The sequence below is a fragment of the Rhizobium sp. RM genome, from assembly GCF_013390595.1.
Taxonomy (GTDB): Bacteria; Pseudomonadota; Alphaproteobacteria; order Rhizobiales; family Rhizobiaceae; genus Agrobacterium.
Genome location: NZ_JACAWV010000002.1, coordinates 42,254 through 58,736, shown reverse-complemented (window position 1 = coordinate 58,736; position 16,483 = coordinate 42,254). Strand labels below are relative to the sequence as shown.

The following is a 16,483-nucleotide window of genomic DNA, read 5'->3' as shown; positions in this document are numbered from 1 at the left end:
GAGGCGCAAAATGTCGCAGGTTGAAAACACCGGTTTCGATTCTTTCCGCCTCGAATCCGTCATGATTGCAATCGAAAGAGCCTCCCACGCAGATCGCCGGAAGCGATCGGGGAACATCTGGAGAGAGACATGACGAACAAGACAACCGCCGACGCGCAACAGAAAACCGACCTCAACAGCCATTACCGCCCGCTTGGACTGAAGGCTGTTGCTGCTGCAGCACTGATGCTGAAGCGCAAGCCGACCGCAAAGCCCGCCTGAAAACATTGATTTTTCACGATTGGCTGGGATATTGCCGTTGCCGAGACAAGGTGACGTTCCGCATCTTCCAGAAAAAGAACAGATGGCCCGCTGACAATCGGGCCAACAAACTCTCCCCTTTTTACTGCAGGCATTTCAATCAATGCTCGATATTTTCCAGGCGTCTTTTCGATAACGCCAAGCTTTTGTCGAGAATGGCCTTGCGTTCTCGATAAAATATACAACCCCTGCAAGCAGGCTGTACCTGCGACCGTCCTTACACTACGACTACACTCATGAGTTATTGCTCTCGTGATTCTCTGCCTTATGGCGGACCCATCCAAGCTCCAGATCTGTCTGGTGCCCTTGGGCATGGTGTGTGAATCCTGGGAACAAGCCATCAGGAGGCTTGGAGGACGGTTATGCTGGATAAAATCCTTCTGATTGAAGATTCTGTTGCGCTTTCCATGCTGCTGAAAAAGCGGCTGGCGGAGGAAACGCAGGCCGATGTCGTTCATTGCGACAGCATGAAACAGGCGAAATCTCTGCTCGTTGCCAACGAATTCACCCTCGCACTTACCGGCCTGAACCTCCCCGACGCGCCAAAGGGCGAAATTCTTGGGCTTCTGGCAGACCACAAGGTTCCGACGATCGTCTTCACCGCCACGGTCGATGAGGAAGCGCGCCGCCGCTACGCCGAGAAGAAGATCATCGATTACATCGTCAAGGATGGTCACCGCACCGTCGACGCAGTCGTAAAGACCGTGGACCGTATCCTGACCAACAGGCAATTTTCCGTTCTGATCGTGGACGATGCCAGAAGTGCGCGTTCGGGACTGGTGGAAATTCTGGAGCGGCAGAACTTCAGGGTCAGTGAAGCTCATTCCGGCAAGCAGGCACTGGAAATTCTCGCACGCGAGCCGTCGATTCAGCTTGTTCTAACTGACTACCACATGCCCGACATGGACGGCTATGAACTGACGCGCCGTATTCGCGACAGCCGTTCGTCGGAGGATCTGCGGATCATCGGTATTTCGTCGTCGTCGGATCGACTTCTTTCGGCAAGCTTTCTGAAAGCTGGGGCATCCGACTTCATCTACCGGCCTTTTGTGCCGGAAGAACTGCAATGCCGCATCGACAACAACATCGAAACGATGAAACAGCTCAAGCGGCTTCGGGAACTGGCCGAGCGCGATCATCTGACCGGGCTTCCCAACCGCCGTTCGTTTTTTGATCGCACACGGGCATTGATGGACATCATCAACAGAGACGACGAGAACGGCGCGGTCGCCATCCTCGATATCGATCATTTCAAGAAGATCAACGATACGCTTGGCCATGACGCCGGCGACAGGGCGCTGAAAAAGCTTGCCGATCTTCTCAACGACATGTGCCAGGGCGAACGTCATATCCCTGCCCGCCTCGGCGGTGAGGAATTCGCGATATTCCTGCGCGGACTCGATGCCGATTCTGCCTACCAGTTCTGTGAGAGATTGCGCGCCCATGTCGAGGCGAATGGACAAAAGCTGAGCGGCAGCGAACTGGCGCTCACGATTTCGCTTGGCGTGGTCGGTATCGAAAAGGGCGAACCTTTCGACAATCAGCTCAATGCCGCCGATCAGCTTCTCTATCTTGCCAAGGCGAATGGCCGTAACCGCGTCTATTCCGATGTCATGATCGAGGAGCGTTTGCAGAAGATGGGGCGCAGCAACTAGACTTCGGCGTCATTACTTTAGAAGAGTGACATCTGGCCGTTGTCTTTTGCCGGTTTGACCTTCGGCAGAGGTTGTTTTTCCTCAACAGCTTCAAGCAGATCCGCGCCGACATTGGCGACCTTGTTCACCTTGTCCGAGACGGGGATCATCTCAAAAAAATCGTCCTCGACGGGTTTCATCAGGTCGGCAACGGCGCGCGGCTCTTGCGTCTTGCAATCCAGCCAGCGGCTGAAATCCTCTGGCGAGATGACCACCGGCATGCGATCGTGAATGCGCCCGACCGTTGCATTGGCAGCGGTCGTGAGGATCGCCCCCGTATCAACTTCCGAACCATCAGCAGACGACCACGTCTCCATCAAACCAGCAAAGGCGACGATGCCGCCACGCTTGGGACGGATAAAATAAGGCTGCGGTTTGCCGCCCTCCTCTTTCGGAGGCCGACGCCATTCATAAAAGCCGGTTGCCGGCACCAGCACACGTCGATGACGCATCGCTGCACGGAAGGACGCCTTGCCGATTGCCGTTTCAGATCTGGCGTTAATGAGAAGCGGGAAATCCTTCGGTTCTTTCACCCAACCTGGCAAAAAACCCCAGCGGACCAGAACGGCCTGACGGTTCGGCAGGTTGCTGCCTTTTTCCTGCCGTTCCCCCTCGATTACCACAATGACCGGCTGCGTCGGCGCAATGTTATATCGGGCCGGGAAGGTATCGAGCCCTATCAGGTCGAGATATTCGGCAATCTCTTCCGGTGTCGAGGTCAATACGAAACGTCCGCACATGAGTGTTGCCCTCTAAACCCTTGGACCGAAAAGGATGAGAGCCGATCCGGCAAGGCAGACGACGCCGCCTGCAACATCCCAACGATCGGGCATATGCCCTTCCACGCCCCATAGCCATGCAAGCGATGCGACAATGTAGATCCCACCATACGCGGCATAGGCCCGTCCTGCTGCCTCGCTCGGCACCAGCGTCAACAACCATGCAAAAGCTGCCAGCGCCACCATGCCGGGAGCCAGAACCCAAATGGACCTGTCGAGCTTTAGCCAGGCCCAGAACGCGAAACAGCCAGCGATTTCCGCCAGGGCTGCCGCGGCGTAGATGACATAAACCTTCATTCAACCGTCTTTTGTGTGCAGAGTGACAATCGATTCCCCGGCGAAAATGATAGTGTCATGGACGCGCGATGAACAATGCACATACCGTTTACCGGCATGGTCCGGCACAGAGCAAGAGGCGACATCTTTTCATGACAATCCGCATAAAACCGCGCGCCGCTTCTTCTGCCATTGTTCGCAACGGCGACCGGTTGCTTCTCATCCGCCGCATCAATCCGCCATCCAGAGACATGTTCGCCTTCCCCGGTGGACGGGGTGAGGATGGCGAAACGCCAGCGCAGACAGCACTTCGTGAACTCGAGGAAGAAACCGGCATCGTCGCCCGCAAACCGGAGCTGTTTGCCACATACGACCTGCCGTCGCGCAACGAATCAGGCACGCTGACAAGCCATTATTTTCTCTCTGTTTTTACTGTAGAGACGGATGAAGGCGTGATCGCGACGGCGAGTGATGATGCGGCTGAGGCCGGATGGTTCACGCTGGACGAAATACGCCGCCTGCCAGCGCCCGAAAGCGTTGTAGAATGTGCCGAACGCATCCTGCGGTGATTGCATACCAGCCAGAATCGCTATTATTTAGAACCGGTCGGCGGCCCGCCGGGTGTTCACGAGTATGTGTGGGGCAGAACGCGATTACGATGCCGAAAACCATTTTCCTGTCCCTTTTTGCTGCAAGTCTCGCTTTTGGCGGGTCGATCAGCGCTGTCGTAGCGCAGCAGGTTGGCACGTCTCCGAAGGTGACAGCACCGGCGTCGGCAGCACCCAACAAGCCTGCTCCCTATGACGACAAACTGGCGCGGCTTTCGGAAATATTGGGAGCTGTGCAATATCTGAGGACATTGTGCCCGTCTCCCGGCGCTGAAGACTGGCGCAAACCCATGAGCGACCTTTTGGCGGCCGATACGGCCAACGAGCCGGAACGACGTCAGAGAATGACTGCTGCATTCAACCGTGGATACCGCTCTTTTGCGGCTATTCACACCAGTTGCACGCAGGCCGCGGTCGTGGCAGAAGAGAACTACCGTAACGAAGGGGCAACACTCGCGCAGGAAATCGCGTCCAGGTTCGGAAATTAGGGATTTATTAACCTCTTTTCGCCGCAGCCTGTGCCGTTTTGATAAAAGGCTGTTAGTGTTGTTAACAGGGTGGTAACGACTTGCCCGCCCTGTCGAGGATGAAAGATGCAGACAAGCCGTAACGAAATCGACGATATGATCGTGCACGAAAAGATGCAGGTCGCTCTGGAACACCAGAACGAAGCCTGGGCTGACGGCATGGCAGACGGCATCGAGCCGGAAATCATCGCCGATGCCGCCATCGCTCTGGCCATGCGCGAGACCATCCGTATCCACGGTGAAGCTGGCGCGGAAGCCATGCTGGAATCGCTACGCCAGCGGATGCTTGCTGGCGAGTTTTCGCCGCAGCGGGTGATACAGTAAAAGCCGGAGTTCTATGATGTCTTGCCTGAGCAAGAGGCTTTTGCGGTCTTCTGCCGCCCTCTCAATTTTGCTTGCCGTTACGGTTGTGTCGGCCGTCACGCCCAATTTCGCATTTGCCTTGTCCGAATTGAAACCGGCACCTGGTGCTGAGAACGCGCCGCAGGCCCAGACCGGCGAGCAGCCGGCACAGGGGCAGGAACAGGCACCCGAACCCGACGAAGTCGAAGGTGATTCGGAAGGCATTCCGATGCCCGACCCGCTGGTTGACCGATCTGCCAATTCGAATGCGGCAGCGGCGTCCCAGAATGGTGCATCGGAAATGTCGGTGACGGTCGAGCACGATTTCAGCAAGGCTCCGGAAGCCGTTCGCAAGCTTCGCCAGCAGATCATCGACGCCGCTGCTTCGGGCGATATCGAGAAGCTGCGCCCTCTGATCACATCCGGTTCGAATCAGGCACGCATCGAAGGCAGTGACGACGACGATCCGATTGCGGCCCTGAAAAGTTTCTCCGGCGACCCCGACGGTCTCGAAGTTCTGGCCATCATCATTGACCTGCTGTCCACCGGCTATGCGCATATGGACGCTGGCACACCGGATGAAGCCTACGTCTTCCCCTATTTCGCTGGCAAAGCGCTGAATACGCTGACTGCACCGGAAAAGGTGGAATTGCTGCGCATCATCACGGCCGGCGACCTGGCCGATATGCAGGAGTTCGGCAACTACAGCTTCTACCGCATCGGCATTTCGCCTGACGGTAAATGGAAATTTTTCACGGCGGGCGACTGAGGGTCGTCCGGCGCTTGCCGTCTGCGCGCAAAAATCCTAACTGTGCGAAACGAGGCAACTTCCTGAAAAGCGCTCGTCGTTTTATTTGAAGTTGCGTGGAAACAGATGGATAGAAGCGTCCCTCTGCGGCATCCGCAGGGAGGTCCGGCGCTTCAGACAAACCGAACGGTGAAGCCATGCCCTCCGCTTTTCTTGCCAACCGCCGCCTGATCAGAGTTTCCGGCACCGGTGCTGCGGAATTTCTGAACAACCTCATCACAACCGATGTCGAGATTTTGCCCGAGGCGGAAGCGCGCGCCAGTGCGCTGCTAACCCCACAGGGGAAAATCCTGTTTGATTTCCTGATTGCCCGCGACGGTTCCGACTTCCTTATCGAAACAGGTGTCGGTGAACAGGATGCCCTGCTTCGTCGTCTGACGATGTACAAACTGCGTGCGCCTGTCGATCTCAAGGCTGAAGCAGCCGAAGGCGTCAGCGTGTTCTGGAATGAACCCGCGCCGCAAGGCGCGGTGAAGGACGGCCGTTTCGCCAAGGCCAGCGTCGATCTCTACCGTCTGGCGGGTAGCGCCGCGTCTGGCGACGTAGCGGCTTACGACGCGCTGCGTGTCGAAACCGGCATTGTCGAATCCGGTGATGATTACGCCCTGCAGGATGCCTTTCCGCATGATGTGCTGATGGACGTCAATGACGGCGTTTCCTTCAAGAAGGGCTGCTTCGTCGGTCAGGAAGTCGTCTCGCGCATGAAACACCGTGGAACAGCGCGTCGTCGCGTTGTGATCGTTGAAGCCGATGGCGACCTTCCCGCCAGCGGCACGGCAATGACGGCAGGTGGCAAGCCATTTGGCGCACTCGGGACCGTCAACGGCACCAAGGCACTGGCGATTGTTCGTACCGACCGCGTTGCCGATGCTCTTGCGTCCGGAACACCGCTGTTTGCCGGAGAGACGGCGGTGACGATGCACCTGCCCGAATGGAGCGGCCTTTCCTTCCCCGTTGCGGACCCCGCCGCTGGCGCGGAGGACTGACGGTGGCGCCTGCGAAAAGCCCGCGCGCCTGGCAACGGATGCTGTCCGGCAGACGCCTCGATCTGCTCGATCCCTCTCCTCTCGATGTCGAAATTGCCGACATTGCCCATGGGCTTGCCCGCGTTGCACGCTGGAACGGTCAGACGAAGGGCGATCATGCCTTTTCGGTGGCGCAGCATTGCCTGGTCGTCGAAGCGATCTTTTGCCTGATGTGCACAAATGCGACGCCCGAAGACATGCAGATGGCACTTTTGCACGACGCCCCCGAATATGTGATCGGCGACATGATCTCTCCTTTCAAATCGGTCGTCGGCGGTGGCTACAAGAGCGTCGAAAAAAGGCTGGAAGCTGCCATTCATCTGCGCTTTGGCCTGCCACCACACCCCACCCGTGATCTGAAGGACCTGATCAAGAAAGCGGACACGGCTGCCGCCTATTTCGAGGCGACCGAACTGGCGGGATTTTCCATTCCCGAGGCGCAAAAATTCTTCGGCACGCCACGCGGTTTGACGCGTGATATGGTCGACATCGTTCCGCTGCCGGCAATCGAGGCGCAGCGCCTGTTCATCGAGCGTTTCGAAACAATAGAAGCGCTGCGCAACACACATAAGAGCGGCGCTGCATGACGGCCATTGTCGTATCTCCCCTGTCGCGCATTGCCGAAATGGCGGTGCGGCACAAGTCTCGCGAAATGGTGACATTGATTGCCAAGGAGCAATCCTTCCATCGGCCGGCCGTCATTTCAGCCGAGCGGCATCTGACGCTTGCCATGAACGACATTACCTTCAAGGGAACCGGCGATCTCGTCGCGCCAGATGATGCCCATATCCAACGGCTTATCGATTTCGCAGCCGGGTGGGACCAGTCGGCACCGCTACTCGTCCACTGCTGGATGGGCGTGTCACGCTCCCCTGCGGCGGCCGTTATTGCCGCACTCAGCCTCTTCCCCGATCAGGACGAAAAAGCACTTGCCGCACGCCTGCGCGCCGCCTCGCCTTACGCGACGCCGAACGCGCGGATCATCGAAATCGGCGACCGATTGCTTGGGCGCGACGGCAGGCTGGTTGCGGCGATCAAGGCAATCGGGCGCGGCGCCGATACGGACGGCAATGTGCCTTTCGTACTGCCACTTGTGGATTAGCGGGCCGCATTTTTCGGAACCCTCGCGGCGCCCGTTCGTTACCAAACCTGAACTGCAATAAAAATCACGGGACACCTTATGGAACAACAGGCAACGGATATCATCGTCGCATCGCAGGCAGCGTTGCGACAGGCGAGCGCGATGGCCGTGCAATACTCCTTCTCTGTGGTCGGCGCGCTTCTGCTGCTCATCGTAGGCTGGCTGGCCGCGACGTTCCTGCAACGCTGGGCGTTTCAGGGCCTTTCCCGCATTCGCGGATTTGATGCCACGCTGGCGGGCTTCTTTGCCGGAGCCATTCGTTACGTCATTCTCGTTCTTGTTATCGTCATGGTGCTTGGCCAGTTTGGCGTGCAGACAGCTTCCATTCTAGCGGCACTGGGTGCTGCCGGTCTTGCCATCGGTCTCGCGCTTCAGGGCACGCTGCAGAACATTGCAGCCGGCATCATGCTGCTGGTGCTGCGTCCATTCCGGGTCGGCGAATATATCGAAACGTCGACGGTCAATGGTACGATCATCGAGATCGGTCTGTTCGCAACAGAACTGAAGACCAGCGAAGGTCTCTACCGTCTGGCGCCGAATTCGACGCTCTGGAACGTGCCGATCACCAACTACAGCCGGTTCCCCTCCCGCCGCCACGAACTTAGCCTGACGGTAAAGAATGACGAGGATCTCGCAGACGCGCAGGACATGCTGATGAAGGTCGTGCGCTCCGAAAGCCGTGTGCTGCTCGACCCGGCACCGATTGTCTTCGTGGATTCCATCAATGCAGACGGCGCAACGCTGAAATTACGTTACTGGGTCCGGAGCGAGAACTTCTTCACCACCACACGTGACGTGACCAAGGCGATGAAGCTGGCGTTCAATGTCTGGAAAGCGGAAATCAACGCACAGACGGCATGATACTGATAACCCTAAATGCAAAAAAGGCCGGATCGCTCCGGCCTTTTTCTTTGATCTTTCGTGGCCTCATTGCCCCATTGTCGAACGATGTGCCCAGCCGGTCATGCGCTTTTCGATCCAGGCCATGATCGCGTACATGACGATCCCTTCGACGGCGAGCATCAGCAGGCCGGCAAAAACCAGGGGCACATTGAACTGGCTCTGTGCCGAACTCATCATGTTGCCGAGGCCATAATTGGAGGCGACCGTCTCCGAGACGACGGAACCGACAAAGGCCAGCGTGATGGCGATTTTCAGCGAACCGAAGAAATAAGGCATCGAACGCGGGATGCCGACCTTCAACATGATATCCATCTTCTTCGCGCCAAGTGCGCGCAGCACGTCTTCCGTTTCCGGCTCGATGGTGGCTAGGCCGGTGGCAACGTTGACGACGATGGGGAAGAAGGAAATCAGGAAAGCGGTCAGAACCGCAGGCACGGTGCCAATTCCGAACCAGATGACGAGGATCGGTACAAGCGCGACCTTCGGGATGGCGTTGAAGCCGATCATCAGCGGATAAAGACCGGCATAGATCGTCTTCGACCAACCGATGAACAGGCCGATGCCCAGGCCGGCAACGACGGCAAGCGCAAATCCGAGCGTGGTCGTATAGAGCGTCTGCAGCGAGTTTTTCCAGATCGGCGACCAATATTGAAGGATCGCCTGCGCCACGCGTGTCGGCGACGGCAGAATGGTCGGCGGCATTTTCAGGGCGTAGACCAGGAGTTCCCACGCAGCAAACAGGGCCAGCGTGTAGAGCCACGGCGCAGCCTTGACCCAGTTGACGCGGGCGATCAGCGGCTTTGCGGGCTCTTCCGCGATATTGCTTTCAACGATCGTGCTCATGCTGCCACCCTCGCCTGCGCGATCTCGCCGTGCAGTGCCTGTACCATGTCGTTGAAACTCTGATCGTACATGATACCGAGCTGGCGTGGACGGGCGAAAGGCACCTTGTGTTCGGCCAGTACGCGTCCCGGCCGTGCACTCATGACAAAGATCTTGTCGGCCAGAAATACCGCTTCGCGCAGGTCATGCGTCACAAGAATAATGGTGACGCGTTGCGCAGAATGCAGGTCGCGGATCACGCACCACAGCTCTTCGCGGGTGAAGGCGTCGAGAGCCCCGAACGGTTCATCCAGCATCAGCAGATCAGGCTCGTGGATCAAGGCACGGCAGAGGTTGGCGCGTTGCTGCATACCACCGGAAAGCTGCCAGGGGTATTTCGATCCGAATCCCTTCAGCCCGACGATCTCCAGCAGTCGTTCGGCCTTGGCGACGTAATCCGCCTTGTGCGAGCGCAGGCGACGACGATGCTTTTCAACGATCTCGAGCGGCAGAAGAATGTTTTCAAGCGTCGTGCGCCAGGGCAGCATCGTCGGGTTCTGGAACGCCATGCCGACAATGGAGACGGGTTCTGTGACCTGTCGACCGGCTACGACCACATTGCCCTTTTGCGGAATGTGCAGGCCGGTTACCAGCTTCATCAATGTCGATTTACCGCATCCGGACGGACCGACGACTGCAGCGAATTCGCCCTTGTCTACTCTGAGATTCAGGCCCGATACGGCGAGCGTTCCTGCCGCACCGCCATAGCGCATGTCGACATTATCAATTTCCACGAGATGTGACATCGAAGTCCCCTTTTCAGCCCCCCAAAGCTGTCATTCACGAAAAATGCGAAATCACCCGGCCCGGTATCACCAGGGCCGGGTGAACAGCATTCATTCAAGGAAGCATGCGCTCTTCCTTGGCCGGCAGGTAACCAGCGTCGAAGACCTGTTCGGCCTTAACGTTGCCCTTGAGGCCCATGGAAATCTTGAGCGTATCGATGGAGGCGGAAAGTCTTGCAGGATCAACGCCGCCCATGCCGTTTTCAACGACGTAAGGCGTCTTGATGTTCATGCTGTTGGCCATGTTCAGGCGTTCCAGCTCGATTGCGCTGTCCAGTGTTTCGTTGCGCTTCAATACGGCAGCCACGCCTTCTTCCGGGTTCTTGACGGAATCGGCGAAGCCCTTTGCCAGCGCTTTCAGAAAGCCCTTCACAGCTTCCGGATTTTTCTCAGCGAAATCAGTGTTTACCAGCACCGAGTTGCCATACAGATTCAAACCGTGCTCGGCCATCAGGATCGTGGAGATATCGTCATCGGTGATACCCTGCTTCTTGAGGTTCAGGATAACGGAGAATGCAAAACCGAAAACACCATCGACATCGCCTTTGGCAAGCATCGGTTCGCGCACCGGAAAGCCGATCGACTCGATGGCGATCTTGCTGTCATCCAGACCCGCGACCTTTTTGAAGGCGGCCCACTGTGCAAAAGCGCCGTCCGGTGGAGGCGCGCCGAGCTTCTTGCCTTCCAGCGACTTCGGATCATCGGTTACGCCAAGCGACTTGCGGCCAACGACCGCAAATGTTGGGCGCTCATAGACCATGTAGACGGCCTTGATCTTCTGGCTTGGGTCTTCGTCCAGGAACTTCATCAGCGAGTTGATATCACCGAAGCCCATCTGATAGGCGCCGGTTGCAACGCGCGGAATCGCCTCGACCGAACCATTGCCGGTGTCGATCGTCACGTCGAGGCCTTCAGCCTTGAAGTATCCCTTGTCGAGAGCAAGAAGGAAACCAGCCGCGGGGCCTTCGAACTTCCAGTCGAGCGTGAACTTGATCGCCGTTTCGGCAAGCGCGCTGGTGACCGGCATGGACACACCGGCGGCAACGCCAATCGTTGCGATCGCCAAAGCTTTAGACAGCAGTCTACGCGTGATCATGATATATTCCCCCTTGAAGGTTTTTGTTGAATTGGTCGCATAAGAACCAATTCAACCCGTCAAGGCAAGTCAAAATTGCATACAAAATCATCATGATTTTGTATGCTTATTTTATAAGCATCAGCATCTACTTTTAAGGGCAATACGCCCGGTTTCTACGCAATGATTGCGTCGTAGTTCCGCCTCACCGTTGTTCACAATGAAAACACATCGTTCTCATTTGCCGGGATTGCCGAACAGGGGCAGCTTGCGACAGAAAGAACCACAACATTCAGTGGGGCAGAGACAATGACTTCGGCTTTGGGCATACACCATATCACCATGATCACCCGCAAAGTGCAGGCGAACGTAGACTTCTACGCTGGCTTTCTGGGGCTTCGGCTGGTGAAAAGAACCGCCGGGTTTGAAGACGCAATGCAGCTTCACCTGATTTACGGCGACGAGATCGGCTCCGCCGGCTCGCTGATGACGTTTCTCGTCTGGGAAGATGGCGGCCAGGGACGCGTCGGCTATGGCCAGACACTGGAAGTGTCAATGGCGATCGATCCTGCGAGCATTGGCTTCTGGCTGACGCGCGCTCTGAGATTCGGTATCCGCACCGAAGGGCCGGTGGAGGAGTTCGGCCAGCCGGTGATCCGCCTGAAAGACCCGGACGGCATCATCCTCAAGCTCGTTGGCACCACCGCTTTCGACAACGCGCATGTCCACGTAACGAAAGACATCTCGCGCGAAGATGGCATTCGCCGTATCTACGGCGCGACGGTGCTTAGCGAAGTTCCCGAGGAAACCGCAGCATTTCTTTCGCGGCACTTCGGTTATCGCGGTGACGAGCGGGTTGGAAGCATTCAACGCATGACCTCGGAAAGCGGCGATATCATCGACGTGCGTGACGCGACGGGTTTCTGGTCGAGTGCGCCTGGCACCGGCACGGTCGATCACATCGCATTCCGTGCCGAGGATATGGACGACCTGAACAACGTTCTGGCAGGCCTCAAGGCGCTGAACTCCAGCACGACAAATGCCCATGACCGGAAATATTTCCATTCGCTCTATGTTCGAGAACCGGGCGGTGTTCTGATCGAAATGGCAACCGATGCGCCCGGCATGAACGTGGATGAGCCGGTGGAGAGACTTGGTGAAAAGCTGTTCATTCCGCCACTCTTCATGAAGGATGAAGCAGACGTGCGCGTCTCCCTGCCGCAATTTTCCATGCCGGAGGAGGAGCGCGTCATTTACCGGGAATTACCGTTCATCCACCGCTTCTATACGCCCGATCAGCCTGACGGCAGCACGCTGGTCCTGCTGCATGGTTCCGGCGGCAGCGAAACGAGCCTGATGCCGCTGGCGCATCGCGTGGCGCCCGGCGCGACACTTCTCGGTGTGCGCGGGCGCAGCACCGAAGAAGGCGTTGCGCGCTGGTTCCGTCGTTATCCGAACTTCTCGTTCGACCAGAAGGATATCGTTTCGGAAGCGGAAGCCTTTGCGGCCTTCATTGAAGGCGCGATCAGTTCCTACGGTCTCGACCGCACAAAATTGCGCTATATCGGCCATTCGAACGGCGCCAATTTCTATACGGCATTTGCCGCGCTTCATCCGGAGCTGGCCGGAGATGCGCTGCTTTATCGCCCGATGCCTGTTCTCGATGTCTGGCCGGAGACCAATCTTTCCGGGAAAAACCTGCTGATTGTTGCCGGAGGACGGGACAAGTACCGCGACAGATCGACGGATCTGCAACGGCAACTGGCGGCGACGGGCGCACAGGCAGGACTGGAAACGGTCGAAGACGGGCACGATCTGGGTTTTGCAGACATTGAGGCCGCCCAACGCTGGCTGGTTGCCGAAAGACCTGCAGCTCTTGCATAAGGCGACGAAAAAGGATTTAAAAACAGCTCCATAACCGGAGGCTTCTGTTTGGAAATCCCGCTTCTCTTTCTCGCCTTTGTCGTGGCCTTCATCTACACGGTTGCCGCAAGCATCCGCAACTCGCGGCGTATCAAGTCGCTGGAACGCGACATCCGCGAGTTGAAAATGTTGATGGCGCGTGGCGCAACCGTGGCGGCAGGCACCGCGCCGGTCGTTGCGGAAAGGCAGGCTGCGCCGTCAGTACGAGAGGCGGAAGCGGCAACAGACGCATCAGCCTTCCAAGCTGACGACACGCCAGAAGCGGTCGACACACAAACGACGACAGAAGAAGACACCGGAGCGGGCGTCAGCCAGGTTTCCGCACCAGCCGAAGACACCGTCGTAGCGCCCACACCCAAGGAAAGCTTCGAGAGCCTGCTCGGCGCGCGCTGGGCCGTCTGGGCCGGCGGTCTTGCACTGGCACTCGGCGGGATATTCCTTGTCAAATATTCGATCGAAGCGGGACTTTTGAGCCCGGCCGTGCGCCTTGCCCTGGCTGCACTCTTTGGCCTGCTGCTTGGCGGGGCCGGCGAAGCAATCCGTCGCAAAGCCGTACCCGGCATCGCGGCGACCTATGCCAACGCCATGATCCCAGGTGTCTTGACCGCAGCGGGCGCACTGACACTCTTCGGTGTAGTCTATGCGGCCTACGGCATCTATGACTATATCGGTCCGGCCAGCGCCTTCGTTCTGCTCGGTGTCGTCGCTTTTGCCACCATCGGCCTTTCCCTGCTGCACGGCCAGGCTCTGGCCGGGCTTGGCCTGCTTGGTTCGATGCTGACGCCAGCACTGATTTCCTCGACTACACCGAACATCTGGGCACTGTTCATCTTCCTTACCGTGTCGTGGATGGCGACCGCAGCCGCGGCCCGCAGACAAAGCTGGACCGTGGTGGCCGCACTTGCCAGCGCTGGCCTCGGCCTCTGGGCGCTTGGCTACATTCTCGCTTCCAATTCCGTCGACGCCAACCCGCCAACACTTGCCCTGCTTGCGATGATTGCAGGAACGATCTGGCTCTGGCCCGGCAAACATCTCGATAGCCCGCCGGCACCAACTGACGAAGCGCAGCCTGAAAGGCGTGCGTTGCGCGCCCTGCGACTGCTGACGCGACCTTCGCTGGCAATCAATCTCGTCGTGTCTCTGGCAGCCGTCCTGCCGGCAATGGCGTTCCTGTTCAGCAGTGCTGCAATCAACCTTCACCCCGCCATTCCCGTTGCCGCCATTCTTGCAGCGCTGGCAGCGTTGGGGGCCGCCCGTCATTACGGTGCGTGGCCGGCAATTTTTGCCGCACTCGGCGCCCAGGCAGCCGCTTCACTGATGGCCCGGCACGGCATCGATTTCATCGGCCTGATCGAAAACACCGGGGTCTCGCTTTCTTCGGCTCAGACAGGATACACCGCAGAAATCGCGACAGCGCTCTTGCTTGGCGCCGTGCTCATCCTCTGCGGTTTTTCCTTCCTGAAACGCAAGGGCAAAAAAGATCCGGACTTTGCTATTCTATGGGCGGGTATCGCCGCGCTGTTCCCGGTCTGGCTCGGCACGGCCAGCTTCGTGGAATATGGCAATCTTGGCCGTGACTTCCTGCATGCTGCCTATGGCATCGCACTTGGTGCCATCATGATTGGCGGCGCGGAATGGCTGCACAGGCAGGGTGACGCAGCCTACCGTACACCACTCAATGTCCTGCTCGTCGGCTCTTTCGCCGCCTTTACACTGTCCTTGCACACGCTGACGCAAGGGTTGGCGACCACGGTACTGCTGTCGGTCCTCGGTTTTGCCTATGTGTGGGCAACACGTTATCGCAACTGGGACGCCCTGCCCTGGATCATGGCTATCGCCAGTGTCGGCGTTCTGGGACGCATTGCCTGGGAGCCAACCATCGTCGGGCCACAGAACCTCGGCATCACGCCAGTGTTCAATGCGCTTCTACCCGGTTACGGCATTCCGGCCCTTCTGGCCGTTGCCTCGGCCTGGCTACTGCGTGACTGGCCGAGTTTCCGGGCCAGGAATTTCCTGCAAGCCATTGCCAGCCTTATGGCCCTACTGGCGGTGGCGATCCTCATCCGCCACGCCATGAATGGTGGAACGCTGGATGACAGCATACCGACGCTCGGGGAGCAGTCGATCTACACCCTGCTGACCATCGGCTTCTCCGGTGTGCTGATGACCCTCGATCTCAAGAGCCCGAGCCCTGTCTTCCGTTACGGTTCGATGGTCGCCGGCATCATCGCCATCCTCAACGTGTTGTCGATGCATTTCGTCACCCTCAACCCGTACATCACGGGAGAAAATACCGGGCGCCTTCCGTTCCTTAACCTGCTGTTGATCGGCTATCTGCTGCCGGCGCTCGCCTATGGCGGCCTTGCCTATTATGCGCGGGGGCGCCGGCCCGCCGGCTATGTCAGCATTCTTTCCGTTGCCGGGGCTGCACTCGGCTTTGCCTGGGCGACACTGTCGGTCCGGCGTTTCTGGCAGGGCGAGAATATCGCCGCATGGAAAGGTTTCATGCAGGGCGAAACCTACAGCTATTCGGTGGTGTGGTTGCTTATTGGTGTGCTGCTGCTTGTTCTTGGCTCGCGCTTTAACGCCCGCAGCCTGCGTATCGCATCAGCCGCTTTCGTGCTGATCTCCGTTGCCAAGGCATTCCTGATCGACATGAGCAATCTCGAAGGTGTATTGAGGGCGCTTTCCTTCATCGGGCTTGGTGTCGTGCTGATCGGCATCGGGCTTTTCTACCAGAAAATCCTGACACGGAAGCCGCAGGAATGATTGCCGCAAACGCCTTTGCCCCCTACGCACCGCTTGCCGAAGCATTGATCCCCCATGCCGCTGATGTGGGCGACGGATCGCACGACCTTGCCCATATCCACCGCGTTTTCGGCAATGCCATGCGCATCCATTCCGGTGAAGGCGGCGATGGGGATGTGCTGGCCGCAAGCGTACTTCTGCATGACTGCGTGGCCGTCGAGAAAAACTCGCCGCTTCGTTCTCAGGCCTCGCGGCTTGCCGCTGAAAAGGCGAGCGAGATTCTTGCATCTCTGGGCTGGCAACAGACAAAGATCGACGCCGCCGCCCATGCCATTACGGCTCACAGCTTCTCGGCCAATATCGAACCACAGACACTGGAAGCGAAAATCCTTCAGGATGCGGACCGTCTGGACGCGATCGGCATGGTCGGTGCGGCGCGATGCTTTTACATCGCCGGGCGTATGGGTTCGGCGCTTTACGATCCTGTCGACCCGCTGGCAAAAGACAGGCCACTCGACGACCGCGCCTTCGCCATCGATCATTTCGAAACGAAACTGTTCAAGCTCGCCGACGGCTTCAAGACACAGATGGGACGGGACATGGCGAGAGAACGTCACGACAGACTGAAGCAGGTGCTGGCCCTGTTTCTCGACGAAATCTGAGGAGA

The 16,483-nt window shown here is 58.1% G+C and carries 18 protein-coding genes; 13 read left to right on the top strand and 5 right to left on the bottom strand.

What is annotated here, in order from left to right; translation table 11 throughout:
- Window positions 1–129 precede the first annotated feature (129 nt).
- Window positions 130–261 carry a hypothetical protein gene (locus HWX89_RS26405; protein WP_262525137.1) on the top strand — a complete coding sequence of 44 codons (132 nt, stop codon included), beginning with the start codon at window positions 130–132 and terminating at the stop codon, window positions 259–261.
- Between the two features lie 401 nt (window positions 262–662).
- Window positions 663–1,955 carry a GGDEF domain-containing response regulator gene (locus tag HWX89_RS00360; protein WP_138795735.1) on the top strand — a complete coding sequence of 431 codons (1,293 nt, stop codon included), beginning with the start codon at window positions 663–665 and terminating at the stop codon, window positions 1,953–1,955.
- Between the two features lie 17 nt (window positions 1,956–1,972).
- Here HWX89_RS00360 and HWX89_RS00355 read toward each other — a convergent pair whose 3' ends face one another.
- Together HWX89_RS00355 and HWX89_RS00350 are read right to left on the bottom strand one after the other, a co-directional pair.
- The gene (locus HWX89_RS00355) at window positions 1,973–2,734 is read right to left on the bottom strand and encodes an SOS response-associated peptidase (protein ID WP_138795736.1); all 762 of its coding nucleotides are present in this window, start codon (window positions 2,732–2,734) and stop codon (window positions 1,973–1,975) included.
- A 12-nt stretch (window positions 2,735–2,746) separates the two neighbouring features.
- Entirely contained in the window at window positions 2,747–3,070 is a 324-nt protein-coding gene (locus HWX89_RS00350) for a YnfA family protein (RefSeq protein ID WP_138795737.1), read from the bottom strand.
- 131 nt (window positions 3,071–3,201) lie between these two features.
- On the opposite strand from HWX89_RS00350, the gene HWX89_RS00345 reads away from it, so the two are divergent.
- From HWX89_RS00345 to HWX89_RS00310, 8 genes are all read left to right on the top strand, one after another.
- A complete protein-coding gene (locus HWX89_RS00345; protein WP_138795738.1) occupies window positions 3,202–3,618 on the top strand; it encodes an NUDIX hydrolase in 417 nt (138 codons plus the stop codon).
- A gap of 89 nt (window positions 3,619–3,707) precedes the next feature.
- Entirely contained in the window at window positions 3,708–4,145 is a 438-nt protein-coding gene (locus tag HWX89_RS00340) for a TIGR02301 family protein (RefSeq protein WP_246705068.1), read from the top strand.
- Between the two features lie 105 nt (window positions 4,146–4,250).
- Window positions 4,251–4,508 carry a hypothetical protein gene (locus HWX89_RS00335; RefSeq protein ID WP_138795739.1) on the top strand — a complete coding sequence of 86 codons (258 nt, stop codon included), beginning with the start codon at window positions 4,251–4,253 and terminating at the stop codon, window positions 4,506–4,508.
- Window positions 4,509–4,524: 16 nt separating this feature from the next.
- A complete protein-coding gene (locus tag HWX89_RS00330) occupies window positions 4,525–5,295 on the top strand; it encodes a hypothetical protein (protein ID WP_138795740.1) in 771 nt (256 codons plus the stop codon).
- Between the two features lie 176 nt (window positions 5,296–5,471).
- Window positions 5,472–6,320 (top strand): CAF17-like 4Fe-4S cluster assembly/insertion protein YgfZ, encoded by an 849-nt coding sequence (gene ygfZ, locus HWX89_RS00325; RefSeq protein WP_138795741.1) that lies wholly within the window; start codon window positions 5,472–5,474, stop codon window positions 6,318–6,320.
- A gap of 2 nt (window positions 6,321–6,322) precedes the next feature.
- Complete coding sequence (locus tag HWX89_RS00320; RefSeq protein ID WP_178340567.1) at window positions 6,323–6,946, top strand: YfbR-like 5'-deoxynucleotidase; 624 nt, start codon at window positions 6,323–6,325, stop codon at window positions 6,944–6,946.
- Entirely contained in the window at window positions 6,943–7,461 is a 519-nt protein-coding gene (locus tag HWX89_RS00315) for a tyrosine phosphatase family protein (RefSeq protein WP_138795742.1), read from the top strand. Before HWX89_RS00320 ends, HWX89_RS00315 begins: the two co-directional genes overlap by 4 nt.
- Window positions 7,462–7,539: 78 nt before the next feature.
- Entirely contained in the window at window positions 7,540–8,361 is an 822-nt protein-coding gene (locus HWX89_RS00310; protein ID WP_138795743.1) for a mechanosensitive ion channel family protein, read from the top strand.
- A 66-nt stretch (window positions 8,362–8,427) separates the two neighbouring features.
- On the opposite strand, the gene HWX89_RS00305 is transcribed toward HWX89_RS00310, so the two are convergent.
- From HWX89_RS00305 to HWX89_RS00295, 3 genes are all read right to left on the bottom strand, one after another.
- Window positions 8,428–9,246, bottom strand: a complete 819-nt coding sequence (locus HWX89_RS00305; protein WP_138795744.1) for an ABC transporter permease — start codon at window positions 9,244–9,246, stop codon at window positions 8,428–8,430.
- Entirely contained in the window at window positions 9,243–10,031 is a 789-nt protein-coding gene (locus HWX89_RS00300) for an ABC transporter ATP-binding protein (RefSeq protein WP_178340566.1), read from the bottom strand. The genes HWX89_RS00305 and HWX89_RS00300 overlap by 4 nt, the downstream gene beginning before the upstream one ends.
- Before the next feature lie 94 nt (window positions 10,032–10,125).
- Window positions 10,126–11,166 (bottom strand): ABC transporter substrate-binding protein, encoded by a 1,041-nt coding sequence (locus HWX89_RS00295; RefSeq protein ID WP_178340565.1) that lies wholly within the window; start codon window positions 11,164–11,166, stop codon window positions 10,126–10,128.
- 288 nt (window positions 11,167–11,454) lie between these two features.
- On the opposite strand from HWX89_RS00295, the gene HWX89_RS00290 reads away from it, so the two are divergent.
- From HWX89_RS00290 to HWX89_RS00280, 3 genes are read left to right on the top strand one after another with little or no spacing between them, the layout of a single operon-like run.
- Window positions 11,455–13,029 (top strand): VOC family protein, encoded by a 1,575-nt coding sequence (locus tag HWX89_RS00290; protein ID WP_138795746.1) that lies wholly within the window; start codon window positions 11,455–11,457, stop codon window positions 13,027–13,029.
- Window positions 13,030–13,077: 48 nt separating this feature from the next.
- The gene (locus HWX89_RS00285) at window positions 13,078–15,837 is read left to right on the top strand and encodes a DUF2339 domain-containing protein (protein ID WP_178340564.1); all 2,760 of its coding nucleotides are present in this window, start codon (window positions 13,078–13,080) and stop codon (window positions 15,835–15,837) included.
- Window positions 15,834–16,478: an HD domain-containing protein gene (locus HWX89_RS00280; protein ID WP_138795747.1), complete on the top strand. Its 645-nt coding sequence runs from the start codon at window positions 15,834–15,836 to the stop codon at window positions 16,476–16,478. Before HWX89_RS00285 ends, HWX89_RS00280 begins: the two co-directional genes overlap by 4 nt.
- Window positions 16,479–16,483 lie beyond the last annotated feature (5 nt).

Excerpts from the sequence above, each read along its gene's own strand:
- ygfZ (WP_138795741.1), top strand. The coding sequence starts at position 5,472 with ATGCCCTCCGCTTTTCTTGCCAACCGCCGCCTGATCAGAGTTTCCGGC.
- HWX89_RS00330 (WP_138795740.1), top strand. The coding sequence starts at position 4,525 with ATGTCTTGCCTGAGCAAGAGGCTTTTGCGGTCTTCTGCCGCCCTCTCA.
- HWX89_RS00305 (WP_138795744.1), bottom strand. The coding sequence starts at position 9,246 with ATGAGCACGATCGTTGAAAGCAATATCGCGGAAGAGCCCGCAAAGCCG.
- HWX89_RS00280 (WP_138795747.1), top strand. The coding sequence starts at position 15,834 with ATGATTGCCGCAAACGCCTTTGCCCCCTACGCACCGCTTGCCGAAGCA.
- HWX89_RS00360 (WP_138795735.1), top strand. The coding sequence starts at position 663 with ATGCTGGATAAAATCCTTCTGATTGAAGATTCTGTTGCGCTTTCCATG.
- HWX89_RS00315 (WP_138795742.1), top strand. The coding sequence starts at position 6,943 with ATGACGGCCATTGTCGTATCTCCCCTGTCGCGCATTGCCGAAATGGCG.
- HWX89_RS00295 (WP_178340565.1), bottom strand. The coding sequence starts at position 11,166 with ATGATCACGCGTAGACTGCTGTCTAAAGCTTTGGCGATCGCAACGATT.
- HWX89_RS00310 (WP_138795743.1), top strand. The coding sequence starts at position 7,540 with ATGGAACAACAGGCAACGGATATCATCGTCGCATCGCAGGCAGCGTTG.
- HWX89_RS00335 (WP_138795739.1), top strand. The coding sequence starts at position 4,251 with ATGCAGACAAGCCGTAACGAAATCGACGATATGATCGTGCACGAAAAG.
- HWX89_RS00300 (WP_178340566.1), bottom strand. The coding sequence starts at position 10,031 with ATGTCACATCTCGTGGAAATTGATAATGTCGACATGCGCTATGGCGGT.
- HWX89_RS00345 (WP_138795738.1), top strand. The coding sequence starts at position 3,202 with ATGACAATCCGCATAAAACCGCGCGCCGCTTCTTCTGCCATTGTTCGC.
- HWX89_RS00350 (WP_138795737.1), bottom strand. The coding sequence starts at position 3,070 with ATGAAGGTTTATGTCATCTACGCCGCGGCAGCCCTGGCGGAAATCGCT.
- HWX89_RS00340 (WP_246705068.1), top strand. The coding sequence starts at position 3,708 with ATGCCGAAAACCATTTTCCTGTCCCTTTTTGCTGCAAGTCTCGCTTTT.
- HWX89_RS00355 (WP_138795736.1), bottom strand. The coding sequence starts at position 2,734 with ATGTGCGGACGTTTCGTATTGACCTCGACACCGGAAGAGATTGCCGAA.
- HWX89_RS00290 (WP_138795746.1), top strand. The coding sequence starts at position 11,455 with ATGACTTCGGCTTTGGGCATACACCATATCACCATGATCACCCGCAAA.
- HWX89_RS26405 (WP_262525137.1), top strand. The coding sequence starts at position 130 with ATGACGAACAAGACAACCGCCGACGCGCAACAGAAAACCGACCTCAAC.